The sequence below is a fragment of the Myroides guanonis genome, assembly GCF_900114085.1.
Taxonomy (GTDB): Bacteria; Bacteroidota; Bacteroidia; order Flavobacteriales; family Flavobacteriaceae; genus Flavobacterium; species Flavobacterium guanonis.
In genome coordinates this window covers 14,443-40,321 of the sequence record NZ_FORU01000006.1, presented here as the reverse complement: position 1 = coordinate 40,321, position 25,879 = coordinate 14,443, and the positions used below count along the sequence as shown (strand labels likewise).

Sequence of the window (25,879 nt, the reverse complement as noted above, 5' to 3'; positions counted from 1 at the left end):
AAATAGGAAACTTCCTAGTAAAATTTAAAAGCTAAACCCAATGCCTAAACCCAATGATTCACGTCTTAGCGGAGAAGTCTCTTTCATTGACCCTATTCCGTTTTGAGATATATAAGAAGCGTTGATTTGAAAATGACCAAAATCATATCCAAGGATAGCAGAAGCTCCATAATGGAGTTGTTTCATAGGTTTTTTTCCTGTTACATCCTTATCATACATATCCACATCTCCAGTTTTAGCTTGTATTCCGTAACCTATGTAGGGGCCAAGGCCTACAAATATTTTACCAGTACCGAGTTTGGTCTGAAAGACTGCATAAACAGGTAGTTCTAAGTCATAAGATTCCAACGTGGATTTTTTCTTGGTGAGCTTGTTTTCCATCTCAGAATTTCGATAGTGAAGGATCAAATCAGTTTGAAGGGCAAACCAGCTGTTAAAATCATATTTTAAAAATGCACCGGCAGAACCACCTATTTCTTGTGAACTGTTGGAATAGATACTCTCAGAATCATATTTATAGAATGTTGAATTGACTTGAGTTTTAAGCCCTATAGATACTTTTTCTTGGGCATTTGCTGAAACTGAAACCATAAAGAATGCTGCTAGAGCAACAACTGATAATTTTATTTGTTTTCTCATTGTAAAATTGTGCTTTGAATGAATAATTGATAATTTTATTTGTTTTCTCATTGTAAAATTGTGCTTTGAATGAATAATACGCTGCAAAACTCGCTATTAGAAAAAATTTAGCGAAGTGCTTTCCGACGAAGTTTATTATTGGTAGGATGAGGTGTATTGCAGCGCAGATGAAAAGCTATCAATGATTGTTAAATTTGACGGATAGTTTAAAAGGGTCGGTAAGATCAACAGTGTTCCTATTTTCCATTGTTAATGAAATAATCCCAAGCTAATCTTGTAATATCTGCGATGATTTTTTCATTAGTCGCCGTGTCTTCTTTTGAATCGGCAACGAAAACACTGATGTAAAAGTGATTTCCGTTAGGGAGAAAAACAACCCCAATATCATTTACAGCAGCAGAAACCCCGGTTTCTTTGTTAATACCAGACCAGCCTGTTTTATGGGCAACAATGGTTCCTTTCGGCAATTGACCTTTTAAGCGGTCTTTCCCTGTCTCTGTTTCTTTCATTACATTCCAAATAAAATCATAACTTCTTTTAGAAAGTTGATTCCCTATATTTTCATAGAATACTCGAAGGATGTTGTTTGCTTCTGTTGGTGTTGTCCAATTTAAAAATTGCAGATCCCAATTATTTTGCATGACCTCTTCATTGATTTTAACTGCAAAATCGTTGAAACCTTTCTTGTGAATATAGTTCTCTACCACTTCAGGTTTCTCAAGTAATCTTAATAAAACATCACATCCTACATTATCACTCATCATCACGGTGTACCTCAAAATTTCAGCAATAGTTAAAGTTGCCCCTTCTGGATGTTTGTCTCTAATTGGACTCCAGAGATCTGGTAAAAGTTCATTTTTATGAATAGCTACTTTTTGACCAAGTGAAAAATTACCTTTGTCAATTTCTGATAACATTGTTAATGCAATCGGAAATTTAAAAACACTCTGCATAGGAAAATGTCTAGAACCGTGGATGCTTAACGAATCGCTTTCGTTCATTCCATTGATAGCTACACCGACAACAGCATTTTTGTTTCTTAGTATGGCTTCAATACTATCGCGTAACTTCTCAATCTTATAGCATGTTGAATTGGCTTGAGTTTTAATCCCTATAGATACTTTTTCTTGGGCATTTGCCGAAACTGAAACCATAAAGAATGCTGCTAGAGCAACAACTGATAATTTTATTTGCTTTCTCATCGTAAAATTGTGTTTTGAATGAATAATACACTGCAAAACTCGTTATTAGAAAAAATTTAGCGAAGTGCTTTCCGACGAAGTTTATTATTGTTAGGATGAGGTGTATTGCAGCGCAGATGAGAGATATCTAATAAAATCAAAAATGAACTCTAGATGTAACATAGAACTTCAAAGACAGTATTTAATCCAAAAAAGGTAATTTTACTATAAATTGCGTTTCTGTTTTTAGTACATCAATTGCTTTGTTGTTTAATGCATATTGTTTCTGTAAATTTTTTAGCCCAATACCGCCGCCCTCAACACTAGCTCTAGGTTGAAGATTGTTGGAAACCGTAATCTCATTCTCGGTTATTTCGACTTTAACGGTTAATGGTTTATTAACGGTAGCAATATTGTGCTTTACAGCATTTTCCACTAGTAATTGAAGGCTTACAGGGATTATTTCTTTACTTAAATCAGCTTGATTGATAAGTGATATTTGTAGGTTATTTCCGAACCGAATTTTCTCTAAAAACACATAGGCATCTAAAAATGCTAGTTCTTCTTTTAAGGTAACCGTAGGGCGTTCACTTGTCAATAATACATAACGATATACACTTGACATTTTTTTGGTAAATAGATTTGCTTTCTCTGCATCTTCATAAGCTAAGGATGCCAAAACATTGAGGCTGTTGAATAAGAAATGAGGGTTTATTTGTGCTTTCAATGTTTCGTATTGATACTGAATTTTCTCTTTTTCAATAATAGCAATTGTTTTTTCTGCATCAATTTGTCGTTGGCTATAGAAGAAAATTTCAATTAGCAACACCACAATGCTGTTCCAAAGAATTATGAAAATGGAAGATTTAAGAATTTCTGGGTTGCTATTAAATGTAGAAAATCCGCTAAATGCAAAGTTTATAAGAAATACCACTAAAACTGAAAATACAGAAGATATCAACAAATCTAATGTAACATGAAGATAGATATTGCGTACTTTTAAGTATTTATAGATTGTGTGAACAATCAGAAAATCAATAACTGTAATAAATGTACAGGGGAGTAGATTTATTAAAATGAATTGGGTAAAATTCTTTTCTTTTCCGGTCAATGTTTGAAAAACATAGTAAAATACAACCAATAATGTAATCACTATGATTACGAAAGCAAAAATATGTTCTTTGTTTATCTTTTTCATCGTTTTCAATTCCATCCATCTATCCATTTTAGAAAATCTGAAACTCGCTCACGACTTACCAAAACTTCCTGTGGACAAATGGGGTGAAAGGCAAGCTTCAAACGGCTGTTAAAGTATTTGTTAATTTTTTTTATAGAAGTAATATTAGCAACGCAATTGCGGGAAACCCGAAAAAACATTTTTCTGTCTAATTGTGATTCTATTTGGGTTAATGTATAATCGATAATATATTTTCTATCGGAAAATGTATGTAGAAAAACTATTTTTTCTTCACTGTAGAAAAAAGCTATATCGTTTATATCGATATAGTCATAGGTGTCGCCGATTTGAACAAGGAAACGGTTTTTCTTCTGGTTACCCAATAACAGCTGTTCTAATTTTTTATAATCAAATGCCGCCTCTTTTCTCCCATAGTGTCGTTCTAATTTATTCAAAGCAACTAATAAAGCGTCTTCTTCTACAGGTTTTAATAGATAATCGATGCTGTTATATTTGAAAGCCTGAATAGCGTGTTCGTCATAGGCAGTGGTAAATATAATCGGTATTGAAACCTGAACTTTTTCAAATATTTCAAAGCAATTTCCATCGGCTAAACGAATATCTAATACTATTAGTTCTACGAGATTATTTTCAAGAAATAGGATCGTATCCGCTACAGATTCTGTTCGTCCGATTAATACATAATCGGGACGTAACCGTTCCATCATTCGCTTTAATTCCGTGTATGCAAACCGTTCATCCTCTACTATTAGGTATTTCATATCCCATCGTTTGTTACAAAAATACGGATTGTTGCCTTAATAATAGAATTTTAGGCCTCTACTAATGTCATTCAATATTTTTTCAATTCGGAAACAAATAATTTTATGATCTTACCACATTATAAGTAGTTTGTTGATAAATTGCTTTATATACCTCCATTACTATATGAATCTTTATAGATTACTAACCTAAAGGATGGTGCGAGGTAGGGCTTATTTAACTGATGTATATTGAGGCTTTTCCTATTTAGATTATCTAAAATTTTCACTTAATCCTAACTTTTGATCTTGATCCAATTTAGAGAGGTAAAGGACATAGAATTCTTCTTGTTCAGATTAACCAAAATATTTGTATAAACACAACTTTTGAGATTGATCCTATTTTTTTACGAAACAGTTACATCGTAATTATGTAAATCTATATCTCGTAAAATATTACACTAATTTACTTAAATAAAAGATATAAAAAAACCCAACTTTACATTTTTGGGTGTAAAATTGGGTGTTTATACTTTAACTGACTAATTATCAGTGTTTATTGCGGAGAAAGAGGGATTACCTCTTTTACTCTGTATGCTTTATAAATAGGGAGGTTCACTTTTTTGAATTGTTGTAAGCACCTTATTACGAAAGTTTTAAACTATGATTGGAATCGTTTGATTCTAAATCAAATATAATAAATAGTAATAGATAAAGTATTCTAAATATCTATTACTTAAAGGCTGTTAGTTTATTTTTAAAAGCTTCCGTTGTTTTATATATCTCTTCAGTATATATAAATGAAGGAGATACTGATAAGAGAGTATGACTCGTATTTTTCATTAAAGTCACAAATTGGTAGTAACATGTACCAGTATAAGTGTTATATTTAATAATCAACTGTAATAAATCTGTAACATTTTCATTAAAGTTCAATGCTAAATAATGTGTACCCTCATTACAAATAATGTTGTCTTTGATAGGATTTGAAAGTCCTAAAACTTCAAACTCTATTAGATCACATAGTTTATTTGTATTTATTATTTCAATTCTATGATTACAACCTAAACCAAGTAATGGCGAAGCAGTTTTAATCGTTATAATTGGTATTCTACTAGTTTCTAAACGCTTTCCATCATTAATCGCCATTAGGTTCAAACTGCAAGCTATTTCTTTTAATTCATTTAGTTCTTGTTGTTGATTTTCGACTAATTCTTTTAACCTTAATGATGTGGAATTAAGACTATCTATTTGTTTCTGTGCATCTTTATCTTTACTATATAATTTATATATAGTAAAGATTAAACCTATAGAAGCAATCATCTTATTGAAGACTTAAAAATATTAATAGCTACCAGTAAACAAGAACTAGCAATCTCAGTAAACTCTTCTATGAGTTTACTATACTGGAGCATTGGGAAACGTATAAATCAAGAAATATTAGATGAAAAGCGTGCTACTTATGGCAAACAAATTATCGCACTAGTATCTGGTCAATTAGCAATAGAATATGGTAGTTCATTTTCGGAAAAAAACCTTCGCAGAATGTTACAATTCGCATCTACATTTCCTGAAAAAGAAATTGTCGTATCAGTGATACGACAATTGAGTTGGACACATCTAATTGCTCTGATTCCTATAGAAGATCCCATCAAGAGAGCGTTTTACATTGAAATGTGTGTATTAGAAAAATGGAGCGTTCGCACATTCAGAGAACGAATTAACTCAATGTTGTATGAAAGGACAGCCATAAGTAAAAAGTCTGATGAAACCATAGTGAAAGAGTTAGATCTTTTGAAGAGTGAACGGCAAATAAGTCCGGATTTAGTATTTAAGGATCCTTACTTTTTGAATTTCTTAGGACTTAAAGACACCTACTCCGAAAAAGATTTTGAAACTTCGATACTTGCTGAATTACAAAACTTCATAATTGAATTAGGTTCGGACTTTGCCTTTATGGCGAGACAAAAACGCATCACTATAGATAATGAGGACTATTATATTGACCTTCTTTTTTATCATAGACGTCTAAAATGTCTAGTCGCTATTGAACTTAAACTAGGGAAATTTGAAGCTGCCCACAAAGGACAAATGGAATTATATTTACGTTGGTTAGAGAAACATGAAATGGTTAGCGGAGAAAATTTACCGATAGGTCTAATCTTATGCTCAAATAAGAATGAAGAACACGTCGAACTCCTACAGCTAGATAAAAGCAATATAAAAATAGGAGAATACTTAACAAAACTACCCGATATGAAACTGCTAGAAAGCAAATTACATTTATCTATCCAACAAGCAAAAAATAGATTAATACAAAGAGAGAACCAATAAAATTCATTTAAACAAATAGCAGTTTCTGGAAAATACATTCTTAAAAATTTATCACAAGTTTTAGGGAAGGGTTTTAGTGCAAGAACATTACGAGATTACAGACAATTTTACCTTAGTTTTCCACAATGGACAGGATGTGGCACACGCATGTGCCACATTGATATGGTCAGACCGAAATACCCACTATTATATTTAAGCAATTTATTTACAATAAGGAAAAACTATTTTGTAAAAATTTCTTTTGTAATCATATTCTCGATAATCAGGAATATTTACATGAAACCCACTATGTGTTTTGTAATAATAATTAGCGTTGATAAATCCTAGTAAGAATGTTAACGAATCTTGTTTGAAAGAATACACATACAATCCTTTAATTATCTCGAAGTTTTGGACAAACTTATCACACTCATCGTATTTAGGGTAGGCATATCTAGTATGTTCTTTATATGGCAATACTTGATAAAAATCATCGCCATAAACAAAAACATCAGGTCTACTGAAGAATTCCCTTTTATTGTCATATTTCTCTAAAGTTGCTCGAGAAATAATATAGCGACCACCAAATTTCTCAGAACTGATTACAATGGGTTCTTCTATTTTAATTGTATCTACTAAATAGAAATTATCATAATTAGGCTCTCCTGAATAATCAAAATCAACCACACCTATTGAGCTTTTACATGAAACCACCAAAAACAAGAACATAAGTATTATAGAAACTCTATACATAAGCTATTAAAATTATTTATTGATTTCTCAATTTTCAAAAAACACTACAGACAAGCCTATCAATCCAATAAATACCATTATTAATACGGATATATTTCTAGCCCAATGCTTCTGTGATTACTCTTCTATCACATCATATTTACAGAACCGGACAAACAACCTCCACAAAAAAACTCCTAGATCTGAATATATATAATATATTATATAGCTTTTAACTCAATTTCTAATTATCGTAAATAACTGGATTATAAATATCATTAGATACCTAACTGATTAAATTTTCACAACCTAAATGACAGTTCATAGCTGTAGTTTCTTTATTCAATTTCTTTAGTTTTTTGTATCGTTTCTTCACTATTTTTTGTGAGTATTTCAGGTACGAAATTTTCTCTTGGTGTTCCGTTTATATGATATAATCTTTCTGTCGGAAATTGAAATCCGATTTTTGTTTCCCTTAATTGAAAATTTGAAATAGCTCCAATAAGTCCAGCCATTTGAGTTCCAATAATTTTAGCTCGTTTCATTCCGTCAAATCCAATTGCTATTCCTTCTCCCATACTTCCTGTCCAATGCCCAACCAATACAAAGACGTTACCTTTATAAATCTCTTTTCTTGGCGTTACATATTCAACCCAATGTCTTTTGGTTTGATATTGGTTTTCGTCAAACTCGTGAATTTGGTAAGGTAGAAGTTTGTTTGTAAACCTTCCCATTATAGCTCTGGCTACAGTAGTATTTCCTCCTCCAGGCGTTTCTGTTAAATCAATGATTAGATTTTTATATTGAAACAAGCTGTCCAATGCTTTGTCAAACTCTGCGATTAAATTATTGTTCCCTAAAGAATTATTGATTTTGATATAAGCTGTGTTTCTATTCAAAACTTTAGTGAATAGTAATTCATCTCTGTTTCCGTAAGTAATAGGAAAATAGGTTTTTTCTTTTCCATTTTCAATTACTGTAATTTCTCTTTTGGTGTCGTGAGTTCCTGCGAAAAGCATATCGAGAGCATACTGATACATTTTTTGATTAGCCTTATCTGTAAATTTTGGAAGAAACTTTTCCAATTGCACTTCGATTGGTTTTCCATTATAAAGTGTGACCTCCATTCCAATTTTCAGACCAGACAAATCTGTACCAAAGCCCTTACGCAAATCTTTGATTAAATATTTATTATTGATTTTTTCAATATATAAATCCGAACCAGAAGGAATTAATCTGTTAGACGAATTTAAGTTGGTATTAAGCGAAGAATGTCCGTTGTGCAATTCGTTCAAAACTTTTTCTAAGAACTGAATAAATTCATGCTCATCTGTGATTTTTTCCGCTTGAGGTTCATAAATTTCTTTGACTTTCCTCCAATCTATATTTTGTTGTTCTAAATAAGCATAATGGTTGTCGATGTATGTCCAAAATTCAATGAAATCTTTTTGATATTTGGTTTGGGCAAAAACCGTGTTTCCAGCGAAAAATAAAATAAGTAAAATTAATTTTGTCATGAGTCTTATGTTCATACGTGAGTTTTGTTCTAAAATTGCTAATAACATTGTTTTTTCGCGAAACAAAATATGGCGGAGTTTCGTAAAACCACCCTCTATATCCTTATTTCGTCAAATTCTTAGTTATTATATTTATATCTTAAATCAGAAGAAAAGTGCAGTTCGTTAGCAGACATATTTCTTAAATTTCCGCTAACTTAGAGAAAGAAATTATGTTAAACTAATCAATACGAAATAAAAAAATATGTCCTAAAAGGGGCTTTAAACTAAGGACTTGCAAGCCTTGATAGATTGTGGAATTGAGAGGATTGAAAGGAGATTATGTCACTTTTCAATAGGGAGACAGAGAATTGGAGACAGGAGACTGAAATTGTCTGAACTGTGATTTTTGTGATTTGAATTACAGAAACGTGAGACGAAATAAGATTTTTGAGGGTTTGAGCTTTTTAAGTTTAAAGATATCTCTTTTTCAAGTCACTGATGTCTTTGCCTCAAAATATATAAATAAATTCTGCTTGAGTTAAAAACCAAGCAGAATTTTCACACTAACCCTCTACCGAAAATTTACTACAATTATCCGGCTAAAGTTGCCTGAATTGTTTGGTGAAAAAAATGTTTTTTGTTTTTTACTAATCATCCATTAGGAATAAGTACTTTAATCCCCATATTCAACATCCACTACTATACTATCTTTTATGCTAAAAATAACCTTGTAATCATCCGATGCACCAAATCCTGGCTCATAATATCAACTTCATTATAACTCATTCCTGTTTTCACCTCTAATAGGTCATTATAGTTTTTATAACCACCATGTGTACAACCTAAAGTAAATAATAACACACTTAATAATATAATTCTTTGTTCCATATTTTAATCATTTTGGGTATTAAATAACACATTGTAGTATACATCAATAAATCGTTTAAAATCATAAGCAAAGCTACTTGAAATCCAACTATCTGAATGTCTCATTTGATAATAATCTTTTGGATTTAGTATCTATGTTCTTTTAAACAAACGAGTTATACAGGAAGTATAAACATCAGCATAAAAGCCACTAACAATCGTTTTAAAGGGGTTTTAAAGGACAATTAACCTCTTTGTCTAAAGAGCTATTAGATAAGCTTAAAACAAGGAAAACTATATGAGCTTTGATTTATATTAGAGGACTTTTCATTAGAGACTGAAAGTAGTGAAAAGTGATGCGTGAACAGTAACGGTAAAAAGTGAACGTCCCTAAATAGCGTTGAAGCGATATGAAAATTCAAATTGGTTATCTAGAAATAATAAATTCATCGAGAAAACAATCACGCTCATCGACTAAAAAGAATGTCTGGTCGACAAAATTTGTTAGATTTAACTTTTTTCTTGAATTTAGTATCAGTAGAAGTAAAGATGACAAATCAAAGTAAAGTAACCAATTTAGTAGGGATTGCACTAATAGGTATATTAATATTTTTAATGATACCTCTCTCCTATGGAATGCGATTACCATTTGTGTATTGGGTTAATCAAATTGTTTTCTTTCTTTTATTACTTAGTCTTTTGTTTCTGAATACAAAATGGTTGGCTCCAAAATTCTTATTTCAAAAAAAATATTTTCAATACTATTTTATCTTATGCCTTGTATGCATTCTAATGGTATTTTTGCTCAAACAGTCTGGAAAATGGTTAAATCTTTCGGAGGAAATTCAAAAAGCCATAAAAGAAAATGGAAATAAACAAAACCATTGGGCTCAAACAATCTCTGTTTTCTTTTATATCTTTCTTATTCAAATATTAATTTTAGGTGTAAATATCGCTGGGATATTAATAAAGAAATGGCAAAGTGAGAAGAATATTAGATTAAAACTAGAAAAAGACAAGTTGGAAATGGAGCTTTCCTTTTTAAAATCTCAGATTAATCCACACTTTTTCTTTAATACGCTCAATACTATTAATGCTTTGACTTATACTAATGTAGTAGAATCGAGAATGGCTATTAAAAAATTGGGAAACATAATGCGTCACCTTTTATATGACATCTCAGACCAAACGCACACATTTTCTAAGGAAGTTGAGTTTATCAATAGTTATGTGGATCTAATGAAAATGAGATCTCCTAAAAGAGTATCTGTCGATTTTTTTATTGATATAAAATCTCCTGATTTAAAAATTGCTTCTATGATATTTTTACCATTTATAGAGAATTCTTTCAAACATGGAGTAAGTGCACAATCAAACAGCCCAATTACCATTGGGTTAAAAGTAGAAGATTTCATGGTTGTATTTTATACAAAAAACTTGGTATTCGAAAATGTTATAGATGAAAGATTTGATGATAATCAACATGGGATTGGAATTGATAATACTCGTCGTAGATTAGAATTATTATATCCGAATAAATATTCTCTATCTATAACAAAAAATGATGAATTTAACGTGCTTTTGAAAATTGATTTAAATGAAGATTAAATGTATCGCAGTTGATGACGAGCCCTTAGCTTTAAATATGGTGAGTTCATTTGTCTCGCAAACCCCTTTTTTAGAACTCGTTGCTGCATTTGATAACGCTATAGATGCTTTAGATTATATACAATCTAATGAAGTTCAACTATTATTATTAGATATTCAAATGGCAGGCTTAACAGGTATAAAGCTTGCTCGAATTTTAATGGCTAGTAATGTTAAAAACAAACCTTATATTATTTTCACAACGGCTTATAGTGAGTTTGCCTTGGAAGGTTATCGTGTTGAAGCTATAGATTATATATTAAAACCTTTTAATTATGAAGATTTCATAATTGCAACGTCTAAGGTGAGAAGAAGAATTGAACAGAATTTTGAAGTACCTGATAATAATCCGAAAGATAATCAAGATTATGTTTTTATTAAAACAGATTCGCAAATCACAAGGGTTGAAATACGCAATATATTGTACATAGAGGGATTGAAAGATTACGTTAAAATACATCTAAACAATCACTCCAATGCAATATTATCTTTAATCAGTTTAAAAAAATTAGAAGATAAACTTTCTCATCATGGTTTCTTAAGAATTCATAGGTCTTATATTGTATCATTTGCCTGTGTAGACGCACTTTTAAAAAACAGTGTCAAGATAGGTAACAAGACAATTCCAGTAGGAACTACCTATAGGGATGAATACAATAACTTTGTTAATCTCTGGATAAAATAACAACACACCTTCTTCTATTGCTACTTAACCACAAATAACATTTTTTAGCACATATTTGTTCAAAGTGCCTGTTTAAGCAATAGCATTATTGGACACGCCGTTTTAATTTTTATTATATTTTTTGTTAATACTATTAATAGCTGCATTCAATCCTAAAAAACACCACTTCGTCTATTTTTTTTTCTCACACAGAACTAATTGCTGATGTTTGTTTAAGGCAGCAACCTTTGATTCACTTTTATTATCTAAATAACGTCACGCCGTATTACGTACGCCTATTTAAGATGATAGCTAATTTATCAAAGCATTATAGTCTGTACATAAATCTATTATATCCTTTAACACTAAAATCAATAGCTAACAAAAAATGAATTATTTAAAAACCATTGCAATCTTTCTATCAATAATCTGTTCTAATACTATTTTAGCTCAAAGCCCAAAAGCTCAATTAACAGGAAAAGTGATTGATTCACTCAGTAAAGAAGCGGTTTATTATGCAACTATTTCTCTAATTTCAGTAGAGGATACTGAAAAAATAAATGGTACTATTGCTAATGAGAAAGGTGAGTTTTCACTAGAGAACCTCGATTTAGGGGTATATGATATAACGATTAGCTTTATCGGTTATGAACCTAAAAAACACTTGAATTATACTTTAAAACCAGGTAAAAACAATTTAGAATCTATAGTTCTAAATATTAGCAAGGAAGCACTTTCAGAAATTATAATTCAAACTGATAAACCAATAATTGAGAATAAAATAGACAGATTGGTTTATAATGCAGAACGAGATGTAACATCTGCTGGAGGAAACGCAATAGATGTTTTACGCAAGGTTCCAATGCTTTCAGTAGATATTGATGGAAATGTTTCTTTACCAGGAGATCAAGGAGTCCGTATATTAGTTAATGGAAAACCTTCGGGGATGATGCTTAATAATATGGGGGATGCCTTGAAAATGATTTCAGCTGATCAAATAAAAAGTGTTGAAGTTATTACAAGTCCATCTGCTAAGTATGATGCTGAAGGTGCGTCGGGTATTATTAATATTATTACTAAAAGAAAAGATATTGCTGGTGTTTATGGTTCCATTTCTGGAGGAATCGGAACTAGACATAACAACGGAAATGCAAGTGTTAATGTAAGAAAAGGTAAACTTGGAGTAGTGGTTAATTTAGGTGGAAATTATATGTGGCCACAAGACGTTACTAACCAGTTTGAACAGTTTGATGCATCTGGAAATCCAACAATAGAGCAAAAGTCTAAACATAGAACTACTCGTTCTGGTTTAAGAGGTTCTTTAGGTGTAGATTATGATTTATCGGACAAAGATTTATTTTCTACTACTTTTTCTACGAATACATTTGAAACAAGTAAGGATGGATTTACTAATTCAAACTTTTTATATTCAAACAATGCAATTAACTCATTGATTTCAAATCTAGATCAAGAAACTAAAATCAACGGTTTTGACTGGTCGGCGGATTATACCCGAAAGTTTTCTAACCCTAACCATGAACTTTCTTTTTCAGGACAATTTTCAAGAAATAATAACGATACAGATTATACTACCGTGTATGAAGAAGGTTTGCGTACAGATGAACTAGGAATAAACAGTGGTAAAAATGACGAGTTAACTTTTCAAGTAGACTATAGTCAACCCATAGGTAAAACGACTCTAGAAGTAGGAGCCAAAACCATTCTGAGAGACATTTCAAGTGAAACAGATATACGTGAATTTCTAAATGGTTTTTATCAATTTATAGATAATAGATCCTATGAATTTAAATATAATCAAGATGTAATAGCAGGATATATGACATATAGTTTTGACCTTTCGAAAAATTACCAGGTAAAAGCGGGAGTTAGAATGGAGCATACTATTTTAGAAGGTGAGCCAACAGTCGGTATAGAGGCTTTCAATAATGACTATACCAATTTATTACCAAGTGCTGTAATATCAAGAAAATTAAATAGAACCTCATCTTTGAAACTAAGCTATAATCAACGTATTCAAAGACCAAGTCTTTTTTATCTTAATCCTTTTAGAGATACATCTAATCCCATTGTTCAACAACAAGGAAATCCTGAATTAAAGCCAGAGCTTTCTCATAATATTGAATTGGGATATTCAACTTTTATTAAAGGAGCGATGATTAACGCATCCTTCTTCTATCGCAAAACAATAGATGTAATAGAAAGCCTAAATCAAATAGATAATACAACTATTCCAGGAGAGCCGATTTCATTAACCACTTTTGAAAATATCGGAACTAACGAATCCTTTGGAACTAATTTGTTTGTTTCCTTTTCTCCATTAAAAAATTTGACTTTGAGAAGTAATATCAGTTTGTTTACATATGAAGCAAAAGGAAATTCGTTTAACAATGCTTTGAGTTCTCAAACAGACGAGATTTACTTAGTATACAGAGCATTTATAAACGCTAGCTACAAATTTGATAATTCCATAACAGCTGAATCATTTTTCATGGTGAATTCTTCTAAACGTACTTTTCAAGGAACAGCTCCTGCATTTAGTATGTGGACCTTGGGTATAAAGAAAGAAATTATGGATAAAAAAGCTTCTATTGGTTTAAGCATAACAGATCCATTCTCTGAAAATAAGAATTTTGAATGGCAAGTAAATTCTCCTAGCTATTCTCAAACTAGTAAAATGAAGCTTCCGTTCCGTTCTTTTGGAATTTCCTTTAGTTACAATTTTGGTCAATCGGATTCTAAAAGTAAAACAAACAAGCAACGTGGAATAAAGAATGATGATCAAAAGAAAGGAGAGTCTAATCAAGGAAATGATATAGAAAGCTAATTATGTAAAAGAATGGAAAGAGCAAGATGACTTTAGAAATTCTCTTTAAGATTGAACCTATTATGTAGTTAGATCCAACGATAAATAACATAATGAGCGAATGCAAAGTAATAGTTGTATTTTAAAATTTCCCTAAGGTAATTTGATACATCTATATTTATAAAGAATTAAGCGTTTTTAGAAGCTTTATCTTAAGTTTAAGATCAGCATTTAAATAGAATATTTGGTATAATTTAAAAATTATTATAATGAAAAATTACTTTGTTTTACTTGTTTTGCTCTTTATGAATTTCTCATGGGGAAAAGAAGCAGCTGATTGTATAGCTCCTGATAAAAAAGTTATTGTCAGTAATATAAAACCAACCACTGCTTCTGTTACTTGGAAAGATGATCAGAATAGTTCTTGGGAATATTTTGTTAATGAAGCCTGGGAAGGAACACCTGTTGGAAGTGGATATATTACTGGGTCAAAGTCTGTTAATATAATTGCTACTAATGGTGTTGGAGGTAGCAATTTGAAACCTTATACAGAATACGATTTTTATGTTAGATCAATTTGCCTAGGCAACAAATTTAGTGATTGGGTTGGTCCTATTCGTTTTAGAACTCCATGTGATAATGTATCCTTAAACTTTTGGGAAGGTTTTAATAAGGATTCTAAAACGCTTGCTTGTTGGGTTATATTGGATAATAACAATAATGCTACTGATTGGAATGGAATATGGAAAACTCAGGATTTCTCACAATATGAGGGGGATAGGGTTATGTCTTTAAATGGATCGGGACCATACGACGATTGGTTAATCTCCCCAAGTTTGTTATTAGATCCTAAGAAAGTATATAGATTCAAATATCATTATTCTGTTGGAGCTTATTATATTAATCGATTTGAAGTACTACTATCAACTACTGGAGGAGTAGGAATACCAGATTTCAATACTGTATTGGTACCAGATTCCCCCTATACAAATACTACTTATTTAGAGCAAAAAGTGTTTCTCACAGGCATTACGGATGCCTCTATTGCATGGCATGCTATAGATGGTGGTGGTATTAAAATTGACAATGTATTTGTAGAAGAGGTTATTAATTGTCCTGAGCCGTTACATTTAGGAGCTAAAGACTTTAATAAAAATGGAGCAACATTAACCTGGACGGATGCATTTAAAGCGACAGGATGGGAATATTGGGTACAAGATATCGGTGGACCTATACCTACTGGAAAAGGTGAATCTTCAAATAAAAAAGAGGTAGCAGTTACTGAAATGTATAATGGAGTAAAATTACTTTCAAACAAAGAATATGAATTTTATGTACGAACAGACTGTGGAAATGGGAGTTATAGCTATTGGTCTGGACCTTTTGTATTCAGAACACTTTGCGATACAGTAGCACTACCCTTTTGGGAAGGATTCAATACAGACTCTGAAACTATTGAATGTTGGGATTTCACAGATCCATGGGCGTTACTAGAATATATGCAGTATGAAGGAAGTCACGGTATTAGCTTGGGTGTTTATGACTATGAAAATATAGTAAATACAGATAGTTGGCTTTTGAGTCCTACTTTTGCTTTTGATTCAAAAAAAATATATAGACTTAAATATCATTTTCGAACGAACAGCTATAATGCGAATAATAATTTTGAAGTATTAGCTTCTAATTCTGGTAGTAAACTTAACAATTTTACCAAAGTTATTGTTGCTAACAAAGCTTACAAACAGGATAGCTATATAGAACAAACATCTTTTGTAACTAATTATGGAGGTGATGTGCGTTTTGCATGGCATACAGAAGGTGTTGGTGCTAAGAGTATATATTTAGACAATATTTTTGTGGATGTGGTTGAAAACTGCCCTGAACCACAGGGACTACAAATTAAAGATGTTGAAAAAAATAAGGCTACTATTCTGTGGACAGATGATTTTATGGCTACAAAATGGGAATATTATGTTCAAGATGCAGGAAATGGAAAACCTATAGGAAATGGAACGCTTACTTCTAATAAAGAAGTAACTATCGACAAAAAACAATCTGGCTTACCCCTACAACCAAATTCCGATTATGAGTTTTATGTTAGAACCGTTTGTAGTGATGGAACATACAGTGTTTGGTCTGGACCTTATGTGTTTGTTACTACTTGTGATGTTTATACTATACCTTTCGTAGATGGATTTAATAGGGACTTAAAAACGGTTAGATGTTGGGAAATGCTTAATGCTAATCTTGATTCTAATAGTTGGGACGTGAATTACTCAGAAGGTTTTGAAGGCGATGGCTCTCTCTCATTTAGCAACTATGCTGAAATTAACAATAACGATTTAGCTATTTCACCAACTTTGATTATGAATGGCGGAGATTATGTTTTAAAATATCACTACAAATCTAGTTCATGGACTTCTGATGCTGTTTTAGATGTTTTATATTCTTCTGAAGGAAAGTCTGCTACTAAATTTAATACCGTTTTGGTTCCTCAAAAAACATATGGTAATACAGAATGGAAAGAACAAGTAGTCTTTTTTAAAACAGCTCCTGCTCAAGGAAATATCGCATGGCGTATACTATCGCAAAAAACGGTGTTATTTTCTATTGATAATGTGATTATTAAAGAAGTAAAATCGTGTAAAGAACCTTATTACTTAACACTAGTAGACCGAACGTCTTCAACACTTGATATTGAATGGCAACAAGATGATGGTATTGCAGAATGGGAAATTATTGTTGTTAAACTCGGTGAAGATGAAACAGCGACTCCCATTCAAAAAATCAATGTAACTGGAAAACCCGAAGCTACGATTTCTGGTTTAAATGAAGGAGCTGGATATACTATTTATGTTAGAGCTAAATGCTCTAAAGATTCTTTTAGCGAATGGGGAACACCTCTAAAAACAGGAACAAAAATTGGAGCAAGTGATGAGTGTTCAGGAGCTATTACAATTCCAGTTAACAAAGGCATAGATTGTATTGTTACTGTGCCTGGATCTAATACTGGTGCTACCATGTCTTCTGCTAATAAACCTGATTGTTTTTGGGAAGCTGAGGTAGATGTCTGGTATGAGTTCACTGCTACTGCTACAGATCATAAGTTTGATTTAGAAAACATCATCAGCCTAGAAGGAAAGTTCGACAAGAATATTTATTTAGCATTATATGAACAAGATTGTGCTACTATCTCTACTTCTTTTGTTGTACCTATACTTTGTGAGTCTCTCTTAAATGACGGTAAATACTCAAGAGTACTTTTTAATTTAACATCAGGAAAGAAGTATTACATTCGATTGGGAATGTCGAAGATAAATGTAACTTATGATGTCTGTTTAACCACCTCTGAAAAAGGCCCTATAGAAATAACCAAAAGTATTGATCAAGCGTCTGCTGAGCATCTTGTAAGAAACGTTTTAATAAATTCTGAATGTGATTTAGTTTCTAATGTAAAATACCAAGCTGGTGATGGAACAGGTTCTATTATTACGTTAGGATATTTTAATAAAGGAGAATCTGATTTTCCTTTCGAAGAGGGAATCGTTCTTGCGACTCATGATAGTGATTATATAGCTGGGCCTTATCGTGGATTTGGTTCTTTTAAACCTCGTTTACCATTTTGGTCAGGAGATCCCGATTTGAACGATGTTATTGACAATGTTGGAGGAACGGGTTTCGGTAGTCATAAAGCGGTTGCAGTTTTAGAATTTGATTTTGTACCTATACGCGATTCTATTAAGTTTGAATATATTTTTGCCTCTGATAGTTTTAACACATCTTGCGCAGTTGTTTGTAATCCTGGAGGGGCTTTATTTGCTGCTTGGTTAACAGAAATAGGAACTGGCCAAGGTCAAAATATTGCTTTGGTACCTGGAACCCAAGAACCAATTGCCATCTCTTCTATTAGAGATCGTGATAAATCTGGTGCGAGTTGTGAAAATATTAATGCAGATTTTTACAATAAACATTATGCTAATAATCAAGACAATCCTCTATTAGCGCCCATAAACTATACTGGAATGACAATCCCAATGAGTTCTGAAAAAGTATATGTAAAACCGGGAAAAACATATCGAATTAAATTAGCAATTGCAGATTTTTGTCCTTTCTTAGCAGATGCATCTGCCGTATTTATAAACGCAGGTAGTTTTAATATTGGAACAATTGATTTAGGAGGTGATCTAACAATAGAGAATGGAAAAGCATTATGTGCAAATGAATCTCGTGTTATTTATTCTGGCATTACACCGAATGATGATTTACCTGTAGAAATCGAGTGGTATAAAGATGGTAATATAATAAAGGGAGCTGATAGTCCAAATTTAGAAATTAGTGAAGATGGAGAATATACCATTAAAGTTAAATATCTAGGTTTAGAATGTGAGACCATTGGAACTGTTAAAGTAGAGGTGTTTCCACCAATTTCAAGCATCGTTAAAAAACCTAATGATTTATCATTTTGTAGATTTAGTTTGAAAAAACAGTTCTTAGATCTAACTATTGTGGAGCAAGGAATGTTTAGTGATTCTGATAGAAATGATTACAATATATCTTATTTTGATTCTGAATTAGATGCGAAATCGAATACTAATGCAATTGACGTAATCTATGAACTATTAAAAACAAATGAGGCTATTAGTATTTTCATGAAAATTGAGAATATTAAAACAGGCTGTCACGAAATATTTGAATTTCAAATAATACCTGAAAAAGGAGAAGTCCCACAAACTCCAGAACATGTAATCATTTGTGCTAGCTATGTATTTCCTAAACCAGAAGACAACCAATCCTATTATACCGAATCTGGAGGAAAAGGTATTGAGTATAAAACAGGTGATGTATTAAAAGAACCAGGAGAGCATACCATCTATCTATTACAAGTAAATAACAAAGAAGGATGCTATGAAGAAACCTCGTTTAAAGTAAACATCACAAAACCTGTTATAGCGGATAAATTTGAAGATGAGATTTTAACTTGCGGAATTCATATATTGGCTCCTCTATCTAATAACAATAAATATTTTACAGGACCAGGTGGTTCAGGATTTGAGTTACTACCAGGAACACAAAGATTTAAAGCAGAGACTATCTATGTATATGCGAGTTCAAAAGATGGCTTGTGTGTGGATGAGAGTAGTTATACTATTCAATATGAAGAGTGTCCTATACAAAAAGGGATTTCTCCTAATGGAGATGGAATCAATGATGCATTTGATTTGTCCTTACATAGAGTCGAGAGCTTAAAAATTTACAATCGCTATGGGACAGAAGTATACAGTTATGGTGCTAATTATATGAACCAATGGATGGGACAAGATCACTCAGGAAATCCATTGCCAGATGGAACATATTACTATCTGGTTAAAACATATGATAAAGAACATTCGGGATGGGTACAAATTAATAGATAATAAAAATCATAGATCTGTTTTACAACTTATTGAATTAAATCATTAGGACTCTGATTGTACAGATTTTATAAAAAGTATTTTTAGAATGAAGAAACTTGAAAAAGATAGTTCTAGTAAATATTTTAGAATGATTCCTTTTTCGAGTAAGGCTACACCAAACCCATAAAACCTATGCAAAATGATTTTATAAATTGACTTAATTATTTCATTAGAGGAGCTATAACATTTAATCTCACATATCAACTACAAAAGCTCTCCAATAAATGGAGAGCAGTTTACAATTCTAATCAACCTCATAATTCTTTAGGAAATAAATCTCCTAAAGAATTAAGTTCTACAGGAAGTATAAACATCAGTATAAAGTCCACTAATAGTCGTTTTAAAGGAATTTCAGATTGCTACCAACCTCTTACTTAAGAGCTATTAGAGGAGCTTAAAACAAGGCAAATTATATGAGCTTTGATTTATATTAGAGGACTTTTCATTAGAAACTGAAATTAGGAGACGCAAAAAAACCGATAGTTTTCACTATCGGTTTTTCTTTGCGGAGAAAGAGGGTTAGCCTCTTGTATACTGTATGCTTTATAAATAGGAATGTTCACTTTTTTGAATTATGGTGAGCTCCTTATTCCGAAAGTTTTAAACTACGATTTGAATCGTTTGATTCTGAATTAAATATACTGTTTAATAATTGATTTTGAGAGAAAAGAGAGTTTTTTTTAAATTTCTCTCCAATATGTATATTTAATAAATACAGTGTTATGTGTAGTCGCAATTTTAGTTTTGTAAATCAGAAATACATTTTTCTCTAATTTTCCAAATTGTATCTAAATCGAAACGAGGATAATTTATAATCCAATTTCTTAAATAATTCTTATGGATTTCTATTTTATGTTCATTTATTTGATCAAATTCAATTTCGTGTTCTTCTAATAATTTATTTTCAAAATCTGAATATTTCGAATCTGGTTTCGTAAAGTCAAAACATTGATTTTCTATTTTCAAATAATTATGTGCTTCAGGAATATAATTTAACTGATTTTGACTTAATGTACTTTTTATTTTTGGAGCGTAATCTTTATCCATTTTGAATATTCCAAGAATAAGCTTAATCTCTTGATGATTATTTTCAAGAGCTAATTTTCGCAATATTGAATGTTTTGTACTACAAGTTCCTACTTTATCTTTAAAGATGCATAAAACATCATTTTTGTTTGAATTACGTTTGTATTGGATTTGTGAAATATAATTACAAGCCTCTTTAAAATTTGAAATTCCTAAGTTTAAAAATTCTTTAGAAACTTCACCATTATTTTCAATTTCAAAATTCATTTGTGTACGGAGTTTAGAGCGATTACGCATTACAGGACTTGGCTTTGCGAAGTGGCGGGAATTGAAAGCAAAAGTTTCACTTCAACGCTACTTAGAACAAAAGCTTATTAATTGACTAAATTTAAGAAAAAAGTCAATGTAATTGGCTTTTACGGGTTCTAAAATTAAGCTTCAATCTTAGCAGAAATCAGTCGAAACAAAGATTTCTTTTTATTCAGATTGACCAAAATATTTGCATAAACACAACTTTTGAGATTGATCCAGCTTCGGTGTTCCTAGTGGGGTAATGGACGCAAAGAAAAACCTATAAGAAGCTAGCGCTTCTTATGTTTTTTATGCTCAAAAGTTATTCAGAGAGTGAGACTCTCAATAACTTTTGAGCATAAAAAAACCGATAGTTTTCACTATCGGTTTTTCTTTGCGGAGAAAGAGGGATTCGAACCCCCGGACCTGTTACAGTCAATAGTTTTCAAGACTACCGCAATCGACCACTCTGCCATTTCTCCAAACGAACGATATCGTTCTGTATTGCGAGTGCAAATATAGAACTTTATTCTTCTTGCGCAAAGGTTTTTAAAACTTTTTAATCTCCTTTTTTAAAATAAATCTACAAAACTCTTATCTTTAAATAATTACACTTAAAACATTTTTAAAAAAAATGTTTATCTGTTTATTTTACTTTTATACTACTTAACCCTAACGCGCTTTTGAACTAGCTTTAATTTCAAAACATAAAACAACAAAGCCATTAATATCACATTAAAGCTATATGAAGAAGAAACAACGATTGACTCAGATAATGAAAAAGTACTCCATCCTGCCACTCGATTACTAAATTCAACAAGCACCTGAAAGAACCACAAAAAGCTAATCCAAACACAACTTAATAGATTTCGCAAACTTCTTCCTTTCACACCTCTAATCAACAAGATTATAGGCATATAAAAAACACTTATAACTAATGCTGTTTTTAAGACACTGTTATAAAAACTAGTCTCTAAATCAACCGAAATAGTATCTTTAAATTCATAAAGCGAAATAGTAGTTACTAAAAAAGAGGATACCACAAAGACACACCACAATAGCATTAAATAAATACGATTTGATACAATTACTTTTCCCTTCATAATTATTAGAAATTATCTCTTATTGGAATTAAGAAAACAATATTGAGTACAAACTTTATAACTAAAGTAGTAAACTTAAAATAAAACCATACAATAACTTCTATATGAAGATTGAAAAGTCCTATCAATACCCCTAGTTATACTGTTTTTAGCCTCTTTAACCCCCTTATCAATGAAATGATAAGACCTATTACCCTAAAGCCTGTAAAGACCCGTAAAACCTATTTAAAAGCAAATAGTATATGTTTCTCTTTTACACTTCTATTATTACCATAAACCCACAAGCAATAAAAACATAGGTATAAAAAAAAGAGTCCCTTATGAGGACTCTTTCTATATTAAGTAAGATAAATCAGGTTTGACAACGTTTTACTTGATTTTGTTTACGATAGCTGCGAAAGCTTCTGGGTGGTTTGTAGCTAAATCTGCAAGAACTTTACGGTTCAATTCGATGTTGTTAGCTTTAACTTTACCCATAAATTGAGAATAGCTCATACCGTGAAGTCTTGCTCCAGCGTTAATACGCATAATCCATAATGCACGGAAGTTTCTCTTTTTTTGTTTTCTATCACGGTAAGCATAAAGCATTGCTTTTTCTACCGCGTTTTTAGCTACTGTCCAAACGTTTTTACGTCTTCCAAAGTAACCTTTGGCTTGCTTCAAAATTCTTTTTCTTCTTGCTCTTGAAGCAACTGAGTTTACTGATCTTGCCATTTCTTTAAATGTGTTTTTTGTAGTGTGCGGTTATATTTCAAACACTTCTAAAATCTTATTTTGCACCACTCCAGGGTTATTAAATTTGTTTTAACCGAAAGCTCAGTTTAGATTAATCTTAACTGATCTTTGATACTTTTCTCATCTGCTTTGTGTACCAATCCAGAGTGAGTTAAAGCTAATTTACGCTTTTTAGATTTTTTAGTCAAAATGTGACTTTTGTAAGCGTGTTTTCTTTTGATTTTTCCAGAGCCAGTCACTTGAAAGCGTTTCTTAGCACTAGATTTAGTTTTCATTTTAGGCATTTTGTTCCTAGGTATTTGCGTTTATCTTACTTAACTATCTTCAATTCCTATCTCTAGAAATTCTTATTTCTTTTTCTTTGGCGCGATGAACATAGTCATACGCTTTCCTTCTAAAGCAGGCATAGATTCCACCTTTCCGAACTCTTCCAAATCTTGCGCTAATCTTAATAACAAGATTTGCCCTTGATCTTTATAGATAATCGAACGTCCTTTAAAGAAAACGAATGCTTTTAATTTAGATCCTTCTTTTAAGAATTTCTCTGCATTCTTTCTCTTAAACTCATAATCGTGCTCATCGGTTTGAGGTCCGAAACGGATTTCCTTTACAGTGATTTGAGTAGACTTTGCCTTAAGCATTTTCTCGCGTTTCTTCTGTTCGTAAAGAAATTTTTTGTAATCAATTATTTTACAAACTGGCGGTGCCGCGTTAGGAGATATCTCTACAAGGTCTAATTGTTGTTCGTCAGCAAATTGCATTGCTTGACTTGTTTTATATACACCTGGTTCAATATTTTCTCCTACTAATCTAACTTCAGGAACTCGGATTGCATTGTTAATACGATGCAAATCTTTCTTTTCTTCGCGAGGTCTGTAACCTCTGTTGTTTCTTATTGCTATGGCTATAAAAATTTAAATGCTTGTTTTCAAGCAGGTTATACTTTAACTAAAACGTCTTTAGAGAACTTTTTACCTCTGTTTCTATCATAGAGATAAATGCCTCTACAGACATTGTTTGATTCGATTTACCGTCGTCTCCGTGCTTACGCACAGATACGGTTCCGTTCTTCTCTTCATCTTCACCTACAATGAGCATGAACGGGTATTTTTGTACTTCAGCTTCTCTAATCTTTTTACCGATTGTTTCATTTCGGTTATCAACTAGGGCGCGAATTTCGTTATTTTCTAGCAAATCTAAAACTTTTTGAGCATATTTTTCATATTTCTCACTCAAAGACAGTATGATAGCCTGCTCAGGCATTAACCAAAGTGGGAAATTCCCACCTGTATGCTCTAATAGTACCGCTATAAAACGTTCCATAGAACCAAATGGCGCTCTGTGAATCATCACAGGACGATGCAATTCATTGTCTGATCCTTTATAAGTTAACTCAAAACGCTCTGGTAAATTGTAATCTACTTGAATTGTTCCAAGTTGCCAACTTCTTCCCAATGCATCTTTCACCATAAAGTCTAACTTAGGACCATAAAATGCAGCCTCTCCACTTTCAATGACATAGTTCAATCCTTTATCTTGTGCAGCATTGATAATTGCTTGCTCTGCCTTTTCCCAATTCTCTACAGTTCCAATATATTTATCAGGATTGTTTAAATCACGTACAGACACTTGTGCTTTGAAATCTTCAAACCCTAATGAACCAAATACGTAAAGTACTAAATCAATAACTTTCTTAAACTCTTCATCTAATTGGTCTGGAGTACAAAAAATATGTGCATCATCTTGAGTAAACCCTCTTACACGTGTCAACCCATGTAACTCACCTGATTGCTCATAACGATATACGGTACCAAACTCTGCATAACGCTTTGGCAAATCTTTATAAGACCAAGGTTTTGTATTGTATATTTCACAGTGATGCGGGCAGTTCATTGGTTTCAACAAAAACTCCTCCCCTTCAACTGGTGTATGAATAGGTTGAAAACTATCTGCTCCGTATTTTGCATAGTGACCAGATGTTACATATAGTTCTTTTTGACCAATATGTGGAGTAACCACTTGCTCGTATCCTGCTTTCTTTTGTGCTTTTTTAAGAAACTGTTCTAAACGATCTCGTAATGCAGCTCCTTTCGGCAACCATAGTGGCAAACCTTGACCTACTCTCTGCGAAAAAGCAAATAGCTCCAATTCTTTTCCTAATTTTCTATGATCTCTTTTCTTAGCTTCTTCTAACATCATTAAATATTCTGTCAGATCTTTTTGCTTAGGAAATGAGATACCATAAACACGAGTTAACTGTTTATTTTTTTCATCACCTCTCCAATAAGCACCTGCTATTGAAAGCACTTTAAAAGCTTTTATAATTCCAGTATTAGGAATATGTCCACCTCTACACAAATCAGTAAAAGTAGCATGATCACAGAAGGTAATAGTACCATCTTCTAAATTCTCTATAAGTTCAACCTTATAAGGATTTTTTTCATTTTTATAATACTCTAAAGCTTCTGCTTTTGTAGATGAGCGCATTTTAAAATCGTGTTTCTCACGAGAAATCTGCAATACTTTATCTTCAATCGCCTTAAAGTCAGCATCTGTTACTTTGTGTTCACCAAAATCAACATCATAATAAAACCCGCGTTCAATTGCTGGACCTATTGTCAATATTACTCCTGGGAACAATTCTTGTAATGCTTGTGCCATTACGTGAGAAGTAGAATGCCAAAAAGCTTTTTTACCCTCTTCATCATTCCATGAATACAAAACTAAACTACCATCCGTGGTTAACGGGGTCGTGGTTTCGATGGTGGTATTGTTAAAACTAGCAGAGATAATATTCCTAGCTAAGCCTTCACTTATACTTTTTGCAACATCAAAAGGAGTCACTCCTGAAGCGAACTCTTTCACTGAACCGTCTGGTAATGTAATTTTAATCATAATTTTGTTTAAAAAATAAAGAGCAAAGATAATCCTTTAAGTTTAGAGTTACAATATTTTAGAAAGACTTAT

Annotated in this window: 20 protein-coding genes and 1 tRNA gene; 6 read left to right on the top strand and 15 right to left on the bottom strand. The window is 32.0% G+C overall.

Features of this window, described 5'->3' with window-relative positions; genetic code table 11:
* Positions 1-24: 24 nt before the first annotated feature.
* The 5 genes from BM024_RS06655 to BM024_RS06635 form a co-directional block, all read right to left on the bottom strand.
* Positions 25-639 (bottom strand): outer membrane beta-barrel protein, encoded by a 615-nt coding sequence (locus BM024_RS06655; protein WP_262493023.1) that lies wholly within the window; start codon positions 637-639, stop codon positions 25-27.
* A 236-nt stretch (positions 640-875) separates the two neighbouring features.
* Positions 876-1,841 (bottom strand): class A beta-lactamase, subclass A2, encoded by a 966-nt coding sequence (bla, locus tag BM024_RS06650; protein ID WP_218148706.1) that lies wholly within the window; start codon positions 1,839-1,841, stop codon positions 876-878.
* Between the two features lie 181 nt (positions 1,842-2,022).
* On the bottom strand, positions 2,023-3,018 hold the full coding sequence (locus tag BM024_RS06645) for a sensor histidine kinase (RefSeq protein ID WP_090678781.1): 996 nt from the start codon (positions 3,016-3,018) through the stop codon (positions 2,023-2,025).
* Positions 3,019-3,023: 5 nt separating this feature from the next.
* Positions 3,024-3,779, bottom strand: a complete 756-nt coding sequence (locus tag BM024_RS06640) for a LytR/AlgR family response regulator transcription factor (protein ID WP_090678682.1) — start codon at positions 3,777-3,779, stop codon at positions 3,024-3,026.
* A gap of 711 nt (positions 3,780-4,490) precedes the next feature.
* On the bottom strand, positions 4,491-5,081 hold the full coding sequence (locus BM024_RS06635) for a hypothetical protein (RefSeq protein WP_090678681.1): 591 nt from the start codon (positions 5,079-5,081) through the stop codon (positions 4,491-4,493).
* Positions 5,082-5,084: 3 nt separating this feature from the next.
* Here BM024_RS06635 and BM024_RS06630 point away from each other — a divergent pair, with 3 nt between their 5' ends.
* Positions 5,085-6,092 carry a PDDEXK nuclease domain-containing protein gene (locus BM024_RS06630; RefSeq protein ID WP_090678680.1) on the top strand — a complete coding sequence of 336 codons (1,008 nt, stop codon included), beginning with the start codon at positions 5,085-5,087 and terminating at the stop codon, positions 6,090-6,092.
* A gap of 201 nt (positions 6,093-6,293) precedes the next feature.
* Here BM024_RS06630 and BM024_RS06625 read toward each other — a convergent pair whose 3' ends face one another.
* The 3 genes from BM024_RS06625 to BM024_RS13700 form a co-directional block, all read right to left on the bottom strand.
* Positions 6,294-6,824 (bottom strand): hypothetical protein, encoded by a 531-nt coding sequence (locus BM024_RS06625; protein ID WP_090678679.1) that lies wholly within the window; start codon positions 6,822-6,824, stop codon positions 6,294-6,296.
* Positions 6,825-7,141: 317 nt separating this feature from the next.
* Positions 7,142-8,320 carry a S41 family peptidase gene (locus BM024_RS06620; RefSeq protein ID WP_090678780.1) on the bottom strand — a complete coding sequence of 393 codons (1,179 nt, stop codon included), beginning with the start codon at positions 8,318-8,320 and terminating at the stop codon, positions 7,142-7,144.
* A 693-nt stretch (positions 8,321-9,013) separates the two neighbouring features.
* A complete protein-coding gene (locus tag BM024_RS13700) occupies positions 9,014-9,190 on the bottom strand; it encodes a hypothetical protein (protein ID WP_177190175.1) in 177 nt (58 codons plus the stop codon).
* 462 nt (positions 9,191-9,652) lie between these two features.
* Between BM024_RS13700 and BM024_RS06615 the strand changes: the two genes are divergently transcribed.
* The 5 genes from BM024_RS06615 to BM024_RS13905 all read left to right on the top strand — a co-directional run bounded on the left by BM024_RS06615 (position 9,653) and on the right by BM024_RS13905 (position 20,135).
* Positions 9,653-10,777: a sensor histidine kinase gene (locus tag BM024_RS06615; protein ID WP_090678678.1), complete on the top strand. Its 1,125-nt coding sequence runs from the start codon at positions 9,653-9,655 to the stop codon at positions 10,775-10,777.
* Positions 10,767-11,501: a LytR/AlgR family response regulator transcription factor gene (locus tag BM024_RS06610; protein ID WP_090678677.1), complete on the top strand. Its 735-nt coding sequence runs from the start codon at positions 10,767-10,769 to the stop codon at positions 11,499-11,501. Before BM024_RS06615 ends, BM024_RS06610 begins: the two co-directional genes overlap by 11 nt.
* Before the next feature lie 367 nt (positions 11,502-11,868).
* Positions 11,869-14,325: a TonB-dependent receptor gene (locus tag BM024_RS06605; protein ID WP_090678676.1), complete on the top strand. Its 2,457-nt coding sequence runs from the start codon at positions 11,869-11,871 to the stop codon at positions 14,323-14,325.
* Positions 14,326-14,573: 248 nt separating this feature from the next.
* A complete protein-coding gene (locus BM024_RS06600; protein ID WP_090678675.1) occupies positions 14,574-19,718 on the top strand; it encodes a choice-of-anchor J domain-containing protein in 5,145 nt (1,714 codons plus the stop codon).
* Positions 19,719-19,925: 207 nt separating this feature from the next.
* Positions 19,926-20,135 carry an integrase core domain-containing protein gene (locus tag BM024_RS13905; RefSeq protein WP_394333271.1) on the top strand — a complete coding sequence of 70 codons (210 nt, stop codon included), beginning with the start codon at positions 19,926-19,928 and terminating at the stop codon, positions 20,133-20,135.
* Positions 20,136-20,495: 360 nt separating this feature from the next.
* Here BM024_RS13905 and BM024_RS06595 read toward each other — a convergent pair whose 3' ends face one another.
* From BM024_RS06595 to thrS, 7 genes are all read right to left on the bottom strand, one after another.
* A complete protein-coding gene (locus BM024_RS06595) occupies positions 20,496-21,050 on the bottom strand; it encodes a hypothetical protein (protein WP_090678779.1) in 555 nt (184 codons plus the stop codon).
* Positions 21,051-21,471: 421 nt separating this feature from the next.
* Positions 21,472-21,556 (bottom strand) — tRNA-Ser (locus tag BM024_RS06590).
* Between the two features lie 180 nt (positions 21,557-21,736).
* Positions 21,737-22,177: a hypothetical protein gene (locus BM024_RS06585; protein WP_090678674.1), complete on the bottom strand. Its 441-nt coding sequence runs from the start codon at positions 22,175-22,177 to the stop codon at positions 21,737-21,739.
* 369 nt (positions 22,178-22,546) lie between these two features.
* Positions 22,547-22,891, bottom strand: coding sequence for a 50S ribosomal protein L20 (gene rplT / locus BM024_RS06580; protein WP_090678673.1), 345 nt, complete (start codon positions 22,889-22,891; stop codon positions 22,547-22,549).
* A 107-nt stretch (positions 22,892-22,998) separates the two neighbouring features.
* Entirely contained in the window at positions 22,999-23,196 is a 198-nt protein-coding gene (rpmI, locus tag BM024_RS06575) for a 50S ribosomal protein L35 (RefSeq protein WP_090678672.1), read from the bottom strand.
* Positions 23,197-23,259: 63 nt separating this feature from the next.
* Positions 23,260-23,763, bottom strand: a complete 504-nt coding sequence (gene infC / locus BM024_RS06570; protein WP_177190173.1) for a translation initiation factor IF-3 — start codon at positions 23,761-23,763, stop codon at positions 23,260-23,262.
* Positions 23,764-23,860: 97 nt separating this feature from the next.
* Entirely contained in the window at positions 23,861-25,807 is a 1,947-nt protein-coding gene (gene thrS / locus BM024_RS06565; protein WP_090678670.1) for a threonine--tRNA ligase, read from the bottom strand.
* Between the last annotated feature and the right edge of the window lie 72 nt (positions 25,808-25,879).

Coding starts and splice junctions, on each gene's coding strand:
- BM024_RS06655 (WP_262493023.1), bottom strand. CDS start 639: ATGAGAAAACAAATAAAATTATCAGTTGTTGCTCTAGCAGCATTCTTT.
- bla (WP_218148706.1), bottom strand. CDS start 1,841: ATGAGAAAGCAAATAAAATTATCAGTTGTTGCTCTAGCAGCATTCTTT.
- BM024_RS06645 (WP_090678781.1), bottom strand. CDS start 3,018: ATGAAAAAGATAAACAAAGAACATATTTTTGCTTTCGTAATCATAGTG.
- BM024_RS06640 (WP_090678682.1), bottom strand. CDS start 3,779: ATGAAATACCTAATAGTAGAGGATGAACGGTTTGCATACACGGAATTA.
- BM024_RS06635 (WP_090678681.1), bottom strand. CDS start 5,081: ATGATTGCTTCTATAGGTTTAATCTTTACTATATATAAATTATATAGT.
- BM024_RS06625 (WP_090678679.1), bottom strand. CDS start 6,824: ATGTATAGAGTTTCTATAATACTTATGTTCTTGTTTTTGGTGGTTTCA.
- BM024_RS06620 (WP_090678780.1), bottom strand. CDS start 8,320: ATGACAAAATTAATTTTACTTATTTTATTTTTCGCTGGAAACACGGTT.
- BM024_RS13700 (WP_177190175.1), bottom strand. CDS start 9,190: ATGGAACAAAGAATTATATTATTAAGTGTGTTATTATTTACTTTAGGT.
- BM024_RS06615 (WP_090678678.1), top strand. CDS start 9,653: ATGTCTGGTCGACAAAATTTGTTAGATTTAACTTTTTTCTTGAATTTA.
- BM024_RS06610 (WP_090678677.1), top strand. CDS start 10,767: ATGAAGATTAAATGTATCGCAGTTGATGACGAGCCCTTAGCTTTAAAT.
- BM024_RS06605 (WP_090678676.1), top strand. CDS start 11,869: ATGAATTATTTAAAAACCATTGCAATCTTTCTATCAATAATCTGTTCT.
- BM024_RS06600 (WP_090678675.1), top strand. CDS start 14,574: ATGAAAAATTACTTTGTTTTACTTGTTTTGCTCTTTATGAATTTCTCA.
- BM024_RS06595 (WP_090678779.1), bottom strand. CDS start 21,050: ATGAATTTTGAAATTGAAAATAATGGTGAAGTTTCTAAAGAATTTTTA.
- BM024_RS06585 (WP_090678674.1), bottom strand. CDS start 22,177: ATGAAGGGAAAAGTAATTGTATCAAATCGTATTTATTTAATGCTATTG.
- rplT (WP_090678673.1), bottom strand. CDS start 22,891: ATGGCAAGATCAGTAAACTCAGTTGCTTCAAGAGCAAGAAGAAAAAGA.
- rpmI (WP_090678672.1), bottom strand. CDS start 23,196: ATGCCTAAAATGAAAACTAAATCTAGTGCTAAGAAACGCTTTCAAGTG.
- thrS (WP_090678670.1), bottom strand. CDS start 25,807: ATGATTAAAATTACATTACCAGACGGTTCAGTGAAAGAGTTCGCTTCA.